This is a genomic window from Sphaerospermopsis aphanizomenoides BCCUSP55, from assembly GCF_001586785.1.
Taxonomy (GTDB): domain Bacteria; phylum Cyanobacteriota; class Cyanobacteriia; order Cyanobacteriales; family Nostocaceae; genus Sphaerospermopsis_A; species Sphaerospermopsis_A aphanizomenoides_A.
Map to the genome: position 1 here is coordinate 1 of NZ_LUFH02000017.1, position 14,865 is coordinate 14,865.

Consider the following 14,865-nt stretch of genomic DNA (forward strand, 5'->3'; position numbering starts at 1 on the left):
CTGCTGACCCAAACGATGGAATAATTTTTTTAGTTGGAAGTCCCCACACCTTAACCCCTACACCCCCTTCATTCCTGACTCCTGAATTCTTAAGATGGATTATTAATAAATTTATTGATTTTATGCAAATCAATCCAGTTTATTAAAAAATATTAAAATTAGAAGACAATGCTTTAATCTACTCATGACTACCAAATTTACTGCCTCTCAATCAGTTGAAATTGCTGTTCCCAAGCAGCCTATTCCTATTCACCACTACTTGCGTCAGCCTCAACGGCTGGTGAATACTTTAACTGATAACAGTAGGATTCAGCAGTTATCTGAGGAAGTATTTCGCTTAAAAATGCGTCCTTTGGTGTTTATGTCATTGAGTATTCAGCCTACCGTAGACATGAAAGTTTGGGCAGATTCTCACGGAACAATTTATTTACGTTCTGTAGGTTGTGAAATTCTGGGTTTTGAGTATATTAACCAACGCTTTGCCCTGAATTTAAAAGGGTACTTATCACCACACCAACTCAATAATGAGACTCACTTACAAGGAAAAGCGGATCTAGAAGTGCTGGTGGATATTCCCCTACCATTTTCTCTCACGCCCAAGCCAATTTTAGAAGCCACAGGAAATGGCTTACTCAAAAGTGTGTTGTTGACAATTAAGCAAAGATTATTGCATCACCTCCTAGCAGATTATCGTTATTGGGTCTTATCACAAACACAAGCAAAGGCACTGAGCAGTGATAATAAGGAAATTGGACTTCTCAACTTTGAGTGATTGGTAATGGTTAATAGGTAATAGGTAAAAACTTCTTAACTGTCACCTGTCACCTGTTCCCTATTTGACAAGGACGAAAAGAGAGACGATGTAAGGGTGATGCTCCATATTTTTGCAGAGCCAGCAAATGATGCTGGCTTCCATAACCTTTATTTCGCTCTAATTCATACATGGGATACTTAGCTGCCAAACGTAGCACCAGATCATCACGCCAAACTTTGGCCATGATACTAGCAGCCGCAATGTTGAGCGATCGCTCATCTCCCTTGATGATAGTTTCTTGTGGTATCAGTAAATCTTTGACCAACTGATTGCCATCAACCAAGCAGAGTGCAGGCCGTACTTTCAACTTCAGTACAGCCCGCTTCATAGCTAACAAAGTTGCTTGCAAAATATTTAATTGATCAATTTCCGCAGTTGTAGCATAACCAATTTTCCAGTCTAAAGCCAGTCCACTAATTTGCTGTGCCAGCTTGGCTCTGCGAGAACCAGACAACTTTTTGCTGTCGTTAATTTTAGCTGCTACCAGTTGTGTCCAACTATCTGCTGGCAATATCACTGCTGCTGCCACTACAGGTCCAAACAACGCACCCCGCCCCACTTCATCTACACCTGCAACCAAACCATGAATATCTGAGTAGGTTGACAACTCCAACCAACTGGATTCCTGTAAGGGTGCAGTTGACAAAACAGATGCAGGTTTTGGCTCTGTTTCTACCATAACAGGCTTTAGCTGTCCTCCAATGCGGAAGAACGACGACGACGACGACGATTAGGAGTAGAAGTGTTAATTATTTCCTCTTCATCAGTGAAAGGCTCAAATCCTATGTTGCCAGATTCTGGAACGGCAGGTTCGATAATTAATTTCTCTGGAGATGGTTCTTCTACCTCAACTTTTGGTATGGGCATTCTAACTTTTGTCACTTCAGAATTAGTTCTTTCTGGAAGAGTTAATTCTGATGTCGATTCAGTTGTTAAATTTGGTGTTTGTCCGGGTTGAACAATATTAAAAATCACAGATTTGGGATTTTTCACCTCTTGCTCCAGCTTGACACCTGGAGAAATTCCCATCAAAGCAAACATATCTTGTTCCTGGAGTGTCATTTCTACAGAAACAATCTGCGGTGGTTCTACTACAGGTTTGATAGGATCTATTTTCACCTTGGTGCGCTCTGTTCTTTCACTCCAACCAGCTTTACCAAGAGTTGGTGTTCTCATTGGGTCTCGTTCTCGTCGTGTATCAGACAAAAGGGAGGGAATTTCTGATGTTGAGGCTATATCACCATCAGCATCTAAATCTAAATCTGGATCGCTGACAAAACCCAATGGACTACCTAAGCGGGATTCATCTTTGCCGTTAGTGCCATTAATGCCAATGCGACTGCGACGGGTGCGGGTACGACGTTTGTCTCCTAATTCTTGATAACTGGGATGGTTGATCAGATGCATGGGAGTCAACTCCGAGTCACCTTCAAATCCTTCCCCAAAGCCATCATAGCTTTCTCGTGGTTCTGGGATACGCGCAGATGGTATACGTATTTCTCTTTGCGGTGTAGGTGTTGTAAACCTATCTGGTATGTCTGCTGCGGGGATAGGCATCCGGTTTTCTATTTCCCCTGGCAAGCGCACAGTATGTCCTAAACCGCCACAGGTTGGGCAAGTTTCCCCAAACAATTCATAAATATTTTGACCTTGGCGTTTGCGGGTTAGCTCTACTAAACCTAGCTCAGTTAGCTGGGCTATCTGAGGACGAGCTTTGTCAGCTTTGAGGGCTTTGTTAAAGTGTTCTAAAACTTGTAGTTGGTCGCGCCGTGATTCCATATCAATGAAGTCAACGACAATTACACCGGCAATGTTCCGCAAACGTAGTTGACGGGCAATTTCTGTAGCTGCTTCGCAGTTTGTCCAGAGGACGGTTTCTCTGGCTGTCGCAGAGCGGGTAAATGAACCGGAGTTAACGTCAATTACTGTTAATGCTTCCGTAGGTTCGATAATAATGTATCCACCAGAAGGCAGATCTACTCTGGGTCTTAAGGCTTCCCGAATGGCGGCGTTAATGCGGAAGTATTCTAAAATGGGTGAGCGATCGCGGTGATGATCAATTAATACACCTTGTGGTGTTTGACCACCACTCCAGTTTTGTAAATACTGTTTGACTCGCCGCAAACCGGTACTAGAATCAACGACTATTCGATTTACATCCGCGCCATACATATCCCGCAATACGCGCTGAATGAAGTCATCATCTCGGTTGAGTAAAGCTGGAGCGCGGGTTGACTGTGCTTCCTGTTGGATGGCTTCCCATTGTTTTTGTAGCAATTCTAAATCTTCAATAATTGCTTCTTCTGGTTTGCCTTCTGCCTCGGTTCGCACCAGCACACCCATTCCCGCAGGTTTAATTAAAATTGCTAAGGCGCGGAGGCGGTTGCGCTCACTTTCACTCTTGATGCGTCGGGATAAATTAACTCCCCTGCCATAGGGCATCAGCACTACGTAACGTCCAGGTAGGGTAATGTTACCTGTCAGCCTTGGGCCTTTTGTGCCTGTTGGCTCTTTCATTACTTGTACCAATACTTTTTGCTGTGGTGTCAGCAGTTCAGTAATAGCTGCGGAACTCCGCTTGAGTTTGAGTGGACCTAAGTCAGTGACATGAATAAAACCGTTGCGTTCTGGATCACCAATATTCACAAAAGCTGCATCTATCCCAGGTAATACGTTTTCTACTACACCTAAGTAGATATCACCAATTTGATGATGGCCAGTGGCTACAACAAGTTCTTGTATTTGATCTTCGGAAAAGACGGCAGCTATTTGATGCTGCTCTGCGATAATAATTTGTTTTGGCATTCAAGTTCCTCAAAAATTGGCAACACCAATGGGATCAGAAGAGGCTTCCTTTTATACCTCTAGCCCCTAATGGCAGCCTGACACGGTGCTACTGGTAATAAAAATTCTAAATCTGAGGGAGCTTCCAATTGTGGGAAGCTATTCACAATGTCATTGCGTTTACACGCCTGATTATTCCAGAACGGCTGCATATGTTTTAAGTAATTAAATCAACCGTCTGTGGTTGATTTCCAAGGCAATACTTTCACCAGTTAGGGTAATTGTATTGAACAGGTGTGGAAAAAGCATTGAGTTAGAGATTAGGCGTAAAGCTATTGTTAGTCAAGGATTCACAAGGTAGCTATCAAGAGAGTATTCTTTAATCTGCCTCAGTTTGTCTGGGATACAATCCTAGGATTTGCACTCTCATATCTTTGCTCTCGCTCCCTGAATATCAGGGTAGTGAACCGAGTCATTCAATCATGCAGCGCCAGAAAATTTCTCTTCACTTCATTCTAACGCAACCTTGCCAAAAATCAATTCCCAATGATGTGTTAAATCGGGGCAACTACTAGCTAGTTGCCGTGACATGGATTCTCTGCAAACTACTCATAAATAGACAAATCTACTTATACAGCATATTGCAGACCAATAAGGTACAAATTTTTATGACAAAACCTTGCACCAAAAGGGTTTTACTGCTGACTGCTGACTGCTGACTGCTGCTGTATGTAGTTTGATACATACTTCCTGTCTTACTCTGGGGATGTCGGCATCATCCAGATTCACAGGTTAGCACCGTCTCAAGGACGATGTCTATCTTTGCATATTTGCAGTTAAACCTGCTCAAAAATGCTAGATTTGCGAAAATATGAATACTGCTCAATTTACAGCTTAGTCTTGCTAATTAAAACCTGCTTAAATTTACTCGCTACCATCACAAGGGATTTTGAAGTCAACTTTACGGTTTTTATTCCTGCTTCCACCAAGAAAGTCGGATCTTTCTTGTCCACAGGTGTGAATCAGGGAGTAGCTTTCGCTATTTTATCTAAATTTTGTACTTGGTTTACAGCGATTTTCAGGTAAATAAATCTCATTTTTAGGAAAGTCTAGCGCAAAAGGGCAAAGAAATTGATTTATTTAGGGTGTGAACTAAACACGTGAAAAATGCTGTCAATTTTTATACCAAAATTCAGAGGTTAAATTGCTAAAACTAAACTATTGCGGTGGATCTGCTGGAGGTGAAATTCTGCACAAGCCACTGTTTCCAGTATAGACAAGATTTGCTCAGGACGCAAGATCACACCGTCATGGCGACAACTACCCACATACCGCAAGATAGCTTGAGACTCGGTTGGAGAGGTATCGGCTTGGACTAACTCCATCTCAAACAAGCGATCGCGCAGATTGATCATCTGTTGCTTGCCTGATTTGGTGATATGTTCCGACAAAATCTCCTCTTTGGCTATAATAGCCGCGATCCAATCTTGCCATTGTCTTGCTTCTACCTGTCCAGGTGTGGAAATGGTGAGCAAATATTCCGCTGCTACCATGGCTTGGTTAGCTGCGGGTGCTTTTAAATCAATCTCTTCCACTTGGTAGATGGGGATATCTGAGGGCAGTTGACTCACTAATTGAGCGCGAAAATGTGACCCATCCATTGGTTGAGTTAATTCAAAATCGACAATTTCACCACTACTGGTACTACCCAAGGATAAAGCACTAGCTAGAGCAATGCGGGGATGGGGATGAAATCCACCAGTAAAAGCAATTGGTAAACCTGCTCGTCGCACCACTCGATCAAACAAGCGCATTAAATCCAAGTGACTGACCAAAGCCATATCACCTTGTTTGCCAAACCAAATCCGTAACCGTTGTGCTTTGGTGGTATTGGGAACAAAATCGCCGGCAAATTCAGGAATTGCTGGTGGTGCAATGACGATATTATGACCGAAATCAGTGCCACAAACACCACAATGAGAACAACCTTCAAAAGAGCAATCAGGAACAATTGCCGCTGCTAGAGCGCGTTTTAAATCCTCTTGCAGCCATTTTTTATCAATGCCAGTATCAATATGATCCCAGGGTAATGGAGCTTCTAGGCGCGGATCTAGGTGCGGGTGAGGTAAAGTTTCTCTCCCCATCTCCCCATCTCCCCATCTCCCCATCTCCATTACGTTCCATTCTCCATTTTCTACTTGACGGTATTTCCAGTCTAGACCTGCTTCAAAAATTGCTTCTCCCCAAGCTTTGAAAGCTGTTTCTACACTGTCGTACCAAGAGTCCATTCCTGCACCCAGTTCCCAAGCACGACGGAGAACTTGACCTAAAGAGCGATCGCCCCTGCCTATAAAATCTTCCATTGCTGAAAGGCGAATATCAGTAAAATTCACCTTCACATTGCGAATACGGCGAAATTCTTGCCTGAGTAAATCTTGCTTGCGTTGAAACTCAGATGTAGAAACCGAGTGCCATTGAAATGGTGTATGAGGTTTGGGCGTAAAATTGGAAATCGTCAAATTGAAGCTGATAGGTTTCCTTCCCCTGCCTCTACATTCTCGCTGTAACCACCTGACAGTTTCTGCTATCCCTAAAACATCCGTATCTGTTTCTCCAGGCAACCCAATCATAAAATACAGCTTGATTTTGTCCCAACCTTGTTCCCAAGCTGTTTTTACTCCCCGCAATAGTTCTTCATTGGTTAAACCCTTATTGATAATATCCCGCATCCGTTGGGTGCCGGCTTCAGGAGCAAAAGTCAAGCTACCTTGTCTTGTACCTCCTAAGATATTGGCAATATTCTCATCAAATCTATCTACTCGCTGAGAAGGTAACGACAAGGTAATATTGTCATTTTTTAAGCGGTTTTTAATTTCCATCCCCACTGCGGGTAAGGATAAATAATCGGAACAACTCAAAGATAGGAGGGAAAATTCATTATACCCCGTAGCCCTCATGCCCGCTTCGATAGCTTCTACCACCTTTTCTGGTTCTACATCTCGTGCAGGACGAGTCAACATTCCTGGTTGACAAAAGCGACAGCCACGAGTACAACCGCGCCGAATTTCGATGGTTAGGCGATCGTGTACTGTTTCCACGTAGGGAACTAAGCCAATAGAATAAGCAGGAATAGGTGTGGCCACACGCCTGAGAATACGTTCTGGTACATCAGGACGGAGGGGTTGTACGGCACCATTTGCTCCCATTTCATAAAACTGAGGCACGTACACACCGGGAATTTGAGCCAAGTCTAGTAACAGTTTTTCCCGACTCAAACCTGCGGCTTTCCCTTCTGCCAAAACCAAGCCAATTTCTGGTAATAGTTCCTCACCATCTCCCAAAGCAATAAAATCAAAAAAATCAGCGTAAGGTTCTGGGTTAGATGTAGCAGTTTGTCCACCAGCGAAAATCAGGGGATATTGGTGATTGGGAATAATTTCTTCCCCTGCTTCCCCTGCTCCCCCTGCTTCTCTTCTCTCTTTCCACGTCAGGGGAATTCCCCCTAAGTCCAACATTTCCAGGATGTTGGTTGCGCCTAATTCGTAGCTGAGGCTAAAACCTAAAATATCGAATTCTCTTAGCGATCGCTTTGACTCTACTGCAAACAAAGGTGTTTGTGTAGCACGTAGTTTTGCTCCTAAATCTGTACCTGGCAAGTAAGCGCGATCGCATAACTGATTGGGTTGGGCATTCAAAATGTTATAGAGAATGATATGCCCCAAATTAGATGCACCGACTTCATACACTTCCGGATAAGTTAATACCCAGCGTATAGTTGCCGAATCCCAAGGCTTGTGTACTGCTAAACGCTCGTTACCCAAGTAACGGGCAGGTTTTAAAATATCCGGTGTTATTAATTGCTCTACTAAAACAGCCACTTTGCTATCTTCTAGCTACCTTAAACTACAGCGTATCTCCTTCAACTTAGCATTGATTCGGTTTTTCCACCGCATTGTTCATGGTAAGTGAGAACTGTTTTACAGAAATTTACATCACTGCTCCCGCATACACCCTGTTTAAATTCGGCTTTCTTAATCTTGAATTTGGAATTAGTATGAGCTTGTTCAACATAAACTTATTTATCCGCAATAGTCTAGACATCAGCACTGTCTTTGCTAAATCTTTATGGCTTGGGTGCTTCTGTTTAAAGATTGTCATAATTACACCCTAAAATGTGTTTATATATACATTTTTTTTAGGTGAGTTAAAAAACAATCTACATCAGATAACTAAAATGCAGATTCATCATCTGTAGCTCTGACATTAACCTAGCTATGGCTATAAATCAACGTATTTAAGCCCAAATCACCTCTCAAGTCCTGATTAACTTTTACCTTCACAATGACAAATAGCAAGGTTGAATAGAACTGTTGATCTAAAATCAGTCGTGAGCTAGATCACTCAATTCCAGATACCTGGATCACTTTTTATACCGATGTCTATCTTGGATAATGGGTAACATTAATGTTGGTTTATTCTTTATGAGTACACAATACGCGATTCGTCAATTGGTAGAAAAGGCGTTGCACATAAAAAAATTAACGCCAGAAATAGAAAACGAGATCAACTCAGAACTCACCCAGCTAGGTTACATATCCGACGTTGACTATGAGGCCCTAGAATTATTGATGGCAGAGATGGATGCAGGTAGAGTGCAGTTAGTACCTCACTGGAGCTAAATTTACCTCATCATCCACCATTAATGCTGGATAATTAACTTGAGTCTTCATAAATTCACAATGGTTTACCATCTTGAGATGCTTGCCAAAATTGGTGAATAAACTGGTGTAATTGCTGTTGAGCCACTATGTTACCGTCGGCTTTTGGTTCTTTTGGCAAGAGTTGACTCAAAAGACCAATCACTTCTGTGTCTAAAGCAGGTCGAAATAAATTTACAGGCCATAACAGGTCGGAAGCATCTCGCAGATCCGTAACCAGGGGTATTTCGTGGGTAAAATTAGCCAAAAGCAAAGGGCGTACCCAGCACAAATTACGAGCAATAACCACTTGAATCACTTCTGCATAAAGATTTTTGTGGTCATAATCCAAAGATAGAATTTGTCCCGGTTGAAAGTTGGAGTTAATTTTCATAAACAAGAATTTACCGTAGCTGCAAAGATAGTGTCGCGGTTTTCTTAATTCTAGAATTAACACTAGTGTATGGATTATGACTACTCTGGAAATTTTCTCTTCTTCAGCACCTCTAATTCTCAGACAGAAAAATTTTTTCTGGTGGAATGGGAACGAAATGTTATAAAATTAAGTAAATAACTGTTAAGCATAAGCTCAACAGAACCTGCTTTGTAGTAAATCAACAGTAAAAGAGCAAAGAGTAGTGTCAGTCGAAACCATTGAGAAGCGTTCCACATCCCGCAAGCTCGCGCCTCGGTATCGCGTTTTGCTCCATAACGACGACTTTAATTCGATGGAATATGTGGTTCAGGTACTTCTGACCACTGTGCCGAGCCTTACCCAGCCCCAGGCTGTCAGCATTATGATGGAAGCCCACCATAATGGGTTAGCCCTAGTTATTACCTGCGCTCAGGAACACGCTGAGTTTTATTGCGAAACTTTAAAAAGTCATGGTTTAAGCAGCACTATTGAACCTGACGAATAGTCATTAGTCATTGGTCATGAGGAGAAGCTGTATAATCTTCACTAATGATACAGCATATTGCAGATCAATAAGGTACAAATTTTTATGCCAAAGCCTTAAAAGGGTTTTACTTCTGACCGCTGACTGCTGAAAGCTGCTGTAGTTGACTAATCAATGATAAAAATTAATCTAGCTCAAATTTCTCAAAGCCCCGCCCCTTGGAGGCTGGGTTGTTTTATTTTGACCTTGTTATTACTATGGTTGCCCTTTGCTGCACCTATATATTTACTTGTGGAGGATGCTAATTTAGAAAGTATCCTGACAATGGTGTTACTTTATGCAGTATTTATTTTTCTGCTCAAGTTATGGGGTAAGCAAGTTTATCAGCAGCCAAAAATATTAACTCACTATGGTTTAGAATTTTCTCGTCTAAATGGTGTAGATTTTTGGCGGGGTTTGGCTATTGGGTTAATTAGTATTTTGATGGTATTTAGTTTCCAAGGATTGTTAGGTTGGTTAGTTTGGCTACAACCAAAAGTTTTTTTAGTGAAAATAATTTTAGAAGGTTTGCTAGTTGGTTTCGGTGTAGGTTTTGCCGAAGAATTATTATTTCGTGGTTGGTTGTTGGATGAGTTAAAAAGAGATTATGGTTTAAATTTAGCAACTTGGATAGATGCAATTTTATTTGCTGTTGCCCATTTTATTAAACCTTTAGAGGCTCTTATTCATACTTTACCCCAATTTCCAGCTTTAGTATTATTAGGATTAACGCAAGTATGGGGAAAGCTTGGTAACAGAGGTCGTTTAGGTTTACCTATTGGTTTACATAGTGGTTTAGTTTGGGGTTATTACATTATTAATGTGGGAGAATTAACAAAGTATTCGGGAGTAGTTCCTGACTGGGTAACAGGTGTAAATAATAATCCTTTGCAGGGAATGATGGGAGTGCTGTTTATGGGTGGACTGGCTTGGTGGATGAGGAAGAATTATCAATTGAAAATGGATAATTGACAATTGATAATTGATAATTGTTTTATTCAATTTTTTAAATTTCCTCTTTAAAGGATAAAAAATCAAAAAATCATCTGTTCAATACTCTGACTTCAAATGGAAGTAATTTTGCATTGTTGAAAATTCCTAAGTTGTAATTCTGAATTTAATGATGAAGAAATGTTTTTTGATTTTGCTGTTCTTGATTTTTTATTTCTCTTTTTCATCTCCAGCTTTGGCTACAGTATGTAAGAATTATGAAGGACATAAAATTTGTATTTTGAATATTAAACGCAGTGCGAAAAAATATTGGGAATATAGGGCTGCTGTGAGTGTAGATGCTGTTAAAACACCTGTGGAAATTTACAATTGTCGCGGTAAGTTTAGGGTGAATAAAGATGGGACTGTTTCGCAATTTACAGAGAATAGTCCTGGTGAGATGATTTGTAATTTTTTTAAGAAGTAATCATAGGGAAAATTTTTAGGAAAAGTTGCCATTAAATGGCAATTATAGGGGTACTCTTCCTTCATGGATTTCAGCAATTTTGATGAACCTATTCTATTTATTTTCTGCGGCAAATATACGCCAAATAACAAATATGGTTATTCCCAGATAGGCGAATACAGTTAGCCATTCTTGCCAACGTGATATTTCATTCATAAACAAAATTAGGTTTAAGAAACTCCTTCCAAAACTGTACCTACTAAACAAGCCCGTTCTAAATTTACACCACTGAAATTTGCAGCTTCTAACTCTGCACAAAGTAAGTTTGCTCCTGTCAAATTCGCTCCTGCTAGGTTCGCACCTCGCAAGTCAGCTTCTTCCAGATTGGCTTCACTTAATAATGCTCCTTGCAAATCAGTCCTACTCAAATCTGCACCTTTGAGATTTGCTCCTGTGAAGTTTACACCACGTAAGTCAGCGCCACGAAAGTCCACTCCTTGCAAGTTCACATTCATCAAATTAGCACCACTTAAAAAAGCACCTGCTAAAGAAGCATCACTGAGTGTCGCACCCATTAAGTTAGCACCACGCAAATTACTTCCTCGCAAGTCCGCACTCGTTAAGTCTGCTTGCATTAAGTTTGCTCCCATGAGGTTAGCTCGCAAGTCAGTTTCTTGCAGGTTAGCACCCATTAAGTTCGCACCTTCTAAATGTGCGCCTTCCAATTTAGAACCTGTAAAATTAGTACCTACAAGAGTAGCACCGACTAAGTTGACACGGCTTAAATCTATTTGGGATAGTTCCTCGTCTTCTAGGTCTGCTCCTGGGAGTTGTTTGATTTTTCCTAGTCTAATAGCTTCTATGTTCATTTCGGTTGATAATTATTCTCTTCATTGCTTTTGCTGTGGCTATCCCAGCGAGAATCCAGTAACCACATACCTCTACTGACTTTGGTTCTCATCAGAGGTAAGTCGAGTCCCTGTTGTAAACCCATAACTAATAAAGTGAGAGTATCTATCAGTTTAGGATCAAAACGAGTAGATTGTTGCTGTCTACACTTTTCCAAGGCTTGCGTAAATATGTCTTGCCCATCTTCTGCTGAGTATAATTGCTGAGTTACTTGCCATTGAAAGTGGGCTGCTAATGCCAAAATTCGTGACTCTAGAGGAATTTCATCTCCCACTAACCCCGCTGGTTGGCCTGTTCCATCCCACCATTCGGTTTGGTGGGTAATAATTTGGGCAATTGCTCGCAATTGTGGCATTGTCCGCAGTATTTGCGCTCCTGGGACAAGGGGGCAGGTTAAGGGACAACTGGGGGCATCTTCTTGGTAGCTTGTGGATGCACTAGGAGTAAGTACACTTTCTACTCTTTGAAGTGGATCTAGGCGATGTAGCAAAGCGGAAAGGCGCAATCTTTTAATTTGCCATGCAGGTAAATCCAATAGTTGCCCCATTGTTTCAACTATTGCGACTACTTCTGAGGCGGCCATGGGGTTGTTGATATCTGCTAAATCCAGCAGTTGCGCCATTCGCAAAAATGCCTGGATTTCGTTAGACAGTAAATTACGGTCTAAGACTGGAGGAATAGTTAAATTCTCTTGTCCTGATTGTAGGTAATCAACTACGCGAGTGACTACTGTTCCTAGGTCGTGGGGCGAAATGATCCCCGGTTGTATTGCTTGTTTATGGGTGGTGAGTTTATTGGCTAATTCTGGATTGTATTTTTCGATGTGAGCGATCGCTAATTCTGCTGTCTCTCTCACTAACTCCGGCTCAAATGTCCACAAACCATAGAATTTACGCTCTAAATCGGATTTCGGTAAACTACTGCTACCATAATCAGCCTCTGATAATTCTTGACAAATTACCATTGCTGTGTATTTAGACGACAAAATAATCAAGTGCCACTCCTGTGCCACTGGATCTTCTGCTTCCAACCCTACTAAATCCACATTAGGTAGTTGACTGGTGGAATGTTCAGCAAAGCCAGCATCAGCAGCAGCCATAATCGCAATTTCACGGCTTTTCTGGGCAATGTCTGCGTATCTATTTGCTTCTTGCAAATACCATTTACCCCGTTGAAATGCTGTGATCACTAACGGCGGACTATCTTCAATTAAGATATGGTCTTCTAGTGCGTGACACAAAGCCACTAGGGTATTTTTGTAATACACCCCAAAGTGAATTGGCCTTGTACTGTGACGATGGGCTGTTTCTAGTTGTTGGAGAATTGAACCTTGTAACATGGAGTTCAGGAGTTCAGGAGTTCAGGAGTTCAGGAGTTCAGGAGTTCAGGAGGCAGTAGTGCAGGAGTATGGCTAACGCCAAGCTGCGCTATCAGAAGTTCAGGAGGAAGAATTAATTTTTCTTCCCCTGCCTCCCCTGCTTACTAGTTAATACCGACAAGCTGCTTTTCTTTCGGTTCTATTGGTGCGGAAAGTGCTGTTTCTAGTTCGGCGCAACCTAATCTTTGTTCCAAGATGTTCATAACTTCCCGTCCGAAGTCATTGGGGTTGCGTCGCCAAGCTTGTAAGCACACTTCACCAAAGAATGAACCTAATGGTTCGGGATTCCACAGGAGTTTTTTAGCTGTCCAGGGCATCAAACTCATTGGATCATAACCTGGTTTGAGGATACCTTCTTTAAAGGCATATTCTTCCAAGTGGGTATGGGGTTGGAGTCCAATAAAGAAAATAGCAGGTTCGACTTTATCAGCACCAAAAATCCGTTCTAGTTCCCGGTGATAGGCAATTGTTTGGCGGATGGTTTCTGGGCGTTCGTCAATGACGTTAAAAGAGTAATTGACGGAAACCATATCATTAAAACCGGCTGATTTTAAATCACGACAATTTTGCAACACGGTTCGCAGGTTGTAACCCATCCGCATTTTACGCACAAGTTCCTGAGAACCGCTGGTAATGCCGATTTCAAAATAATTCATGCCGGTTTTGGCCATCAGCACACACAACTCTGGTGTTAAGTTGTCTGCTCTAATGTATGCTGCCCAGTTGATATCTGTCATACCAGAATCAACGATTTTCTGTAAAAGTTCTACAGCATCATCAATATATCTCCGGGCAGGAATAAATTGAGCATCAGTAAACCAGAAGTTACGAATGCCACGATTATATAATTGTCGCATCTCGGCTACGACTTCATCAGCCGGATTGATACGTACCTGTTTGCCTTCAACAACAGTGTAAACACAATAACAGCAGTTGTGGGGACAACCACGCTTGGTTTGGACACCAATGTAAAAATCTTGATCTTGCAGATAATAATTAAATTCTGGCCAGATGGTTTCGATGTAGTCGTAGTTACAAGCAGTTTTCTCCAGCGGAGTCGGTTGTTCGTGAATTAGCCTTTCTCGTGGTTGATTTTCTCCTACCACATAGCAACGTTCATCTCGAAACTCTTGTCCACCTAAGAATTTTGTCAGCAGGGTTTCCCCTTCCCCTACAGAAATAATTGTTCCTGCTGGTAGGCTTTTTCCTAACTGTTCATAAAATACACTGACAGCACCACCACCCACAACTGCACGGGCTTGGGAGTGATATTTCTGGGCGCGTTTTAATCCGCGTTTAATTAATCCCAAATTACGCCATAATTCCACATAGTAGGCGATGAAGATTCTTAACCCGCCTAATGCACCGCGTAATTTGATGAATGGGTTTTTGGCATAGTAAAACTCAAAGGCGTTTTGTAGCGGGTTGCCACCACGACCGCCCACGGGTGCATAGATTTGAATATCTCGCCAAGAAAATACTAATAATGTGGGTTTAAACTCATCAATACAGGTATCTAGGGCAGTGGCATAATCTAAAGGTGGCACTGTGCCTAGGTCAAAAATGCGCTGTTCGATCCTGGGAAAGAGCTTGTGGACGTGATCACTAAGGTAAACAACCCCAATGGGAAAGATGGGGTTACAGGGAAGGCGAACGTAAAGGATTCGATTTTCCATCATGGTTGTTTCAACTGCCATCTTGCCAATGTTTAGGGGATTTTTTGGGCTTAATATTAATTTACCAATATTTACAGTAGCTTTCATCTTTGAGCGATCGTCTGTGAGTGGTAATAGTTTTTTGATGGTTGGTTTTATGATGTTAATAAAAACCCTATCCTGTAGATCCTCTAATCCTGGATATCCTGATATGGCTACACCACGCTACGCTATCAGACAAAAATTCCTGACTCCTAAAATCTTCAAATTGGTTGATTTCTTAATTTTGACTTT

12 protein-coding genes are annotated in these 14,865 nt (G+C 41.7%); 5 read left to right on the forward strand and 7 right to left on the reverse strand.

The features are described from left to right. Positions 1–184 precede the first annotated feature (184 nt). Positions 185–772, forward strand: a complete 588-nt coding sequence (locus A0J48_RS06330) for a DUF1997 domain-containing protein (protein ID WP_200321372.1) — start codon at positions 185–187, stop codon at positions 770–772. A 49-nt stretch (positions 773–821) separates the two neighbouring features. On the opposite strand, the gene A0J48_RS06335 is transcribed toward A0J48_RS06330, so the two are convergent. The 3 genes from A0J48_RS06335 to A0J48_RS06345 all read right to left on the reverse strand — a co-directional run bounded on the left by A0J48_RS06335 (position 822) and on the right by A0J48_RS06345 (position 7,476). After that, positions 822–1,493, reverse strand: a complete 672-nt coding sequence (locus tag A0J48_RS06335) for a ribonuclease HII (RefSeq protein ID WP_200321373.1) — start codon at positions 1,491–1,493, stop codon at positions 822–824. An 8-nt stretch (positions 1,494–1,501) separates the two neighbouring features. Continuing rightward, entirely contained in the window at positions 1,502–3,619 is a 2,118-nt protein-coding gene (gene rne / locus A0J48_RS06340) for a ribonuclease E (RefSeq protein ID WP_200321374.1), read from the reverse strand. A 1,178-nt stretch (positions 3,620–4,797) separates the two neighbouring features. Then, on the reverse strand, positions 4,798–7,476 hold the full coding sequence (locus A0J48_RS06345) for a TIGR03960 family B12-binding radical SAM protein (protein ID WP_200321375.1): 2,679 nt from the start codon (positions 7,474–7,476) through the stop codon (positions 4,798–4,800). A 603-nt stretch (positions 7,477–8,079) separates the two neighbouring features. Between A0J48_RS06345 and A0J48_RS06350 the strand changes: the two genes are divergently transcribed. Then, a complete protein-coding gene (locus tag A0J48_RS06350) occupies positions 8,080–8,277 on the forward strand; it encodes a hypothetical protein (RefSeq protein ID WP_200321377.1) in 198 nt (65 codons plus the stop codon). A 55-nt stretch (positions 8,278–8,332) separates the two neighbouring features. Here A0J48_RS06350 and A0J48_RS06355 read toward each other — a convergent pair whose 3' ends face one another. After that, positions 8,333–8,689, reverse strand: coding sequence for a hypothetical protein (locus A0J48_RS06355; protein ID WP_200321379.1), 357 nt, complete (start codon positions 8,687–8,689; stop codon positions 8,333–8,335). A 244-nt stretch (positions 8,690–8,933) separates the two neighbouring features. On the opposite strand from A0J48_RS06355, the gene clpS reads away from it, so the two are divergent. The 3 genes from clpS (at position 8,934) to A0J48_RS06370 (ending at position 10,650) form a co-directional block, all read left to right on the forward strand. Further along, the gene (clpS, locus tag A0J48_RS06360) at positions 8,934–9,215 is read left to right on the forward strand and encodes an ATP-dependent Clp protease adapter ClpS (protein ID WP_200321380.1); all 282 of its coding nucleotides are present in this window, start codon (positions 8,934–8,936) and stop codon (positions 9,213–9,215) included. 153 nt (positions 9,216–9,368) lie between these two features. Then, positions 9,369–10,205: a CPBP family intramembrane glutamic endopeptidase gene (locus A0J48_RS06365; protein ID WP_200321382.1), complete on the forward strand. Its 837-nt coding sequence runs from the start codon at positions 9,369–9,371 to the stop codon at positions 10,203–10,205. A gap of 214 nt (positions 10,206–10,419) precedes the next feature. Continuing rightward, entirely contained in the window at positions 10,420–10,650 is a 231-nt protein-coding gene (locus tag A0J48_RS06370; RefSeq protein ID WP_325078584.1) for a hypothetical protein, read from the forward strand. 209 nt (positions 10,651–10,859) lie between these two features. Here A0J48_RS06370 and A0J48_RS06375 read toward each other — a convergent pair whose 3' ends face one another. The 3 genes from A0J48_RS06375 to A0J48_RS06385 form a co-directional block, all read right to left on the reverse strand. Continuing rightward, complete coding sequence (locus A0J48_RS06375; protein ID WP_200321384.1) at positions 10,860–11,498, reverse strand: pentapeptide repeat-containing protein; 639 nt, start codon at positions 11,496–11,498, stop codon at positions 10,860–10,862. Beyond that, positions 11,495–12,877 (reverse strand): DICT sensory domain-containing protein, encoded by a 1,383-nt coding sequence (locus tag A0J48_RS06380; protein WP_200321386.1) that lies wholly within the window; start codon positions 12,875–12,877, stop codon positions 11,495–11,497. The genes A0J48_RS06375 and A0J48_RS06380 overlap by 4 nt, the downstream gene beginning before the upstream one ends. 143 nt (positions 12,878–13,020) lie before the next feature. Beyond that, positions 13,021–14,613 (reverse strand): photosystem II high light acclimation radical SAM protein, encoded by a 1,593-nt coding sequence (locus tag A0J48_RS06385; protein ID WP_200321464.1) that lies wholly within the window; start codon positions 14,611–14,613, stop codon positions 13,021–13,023. Between the last annotated feature and the right edge of the window lie 252 nt (positions 14,614–14,865).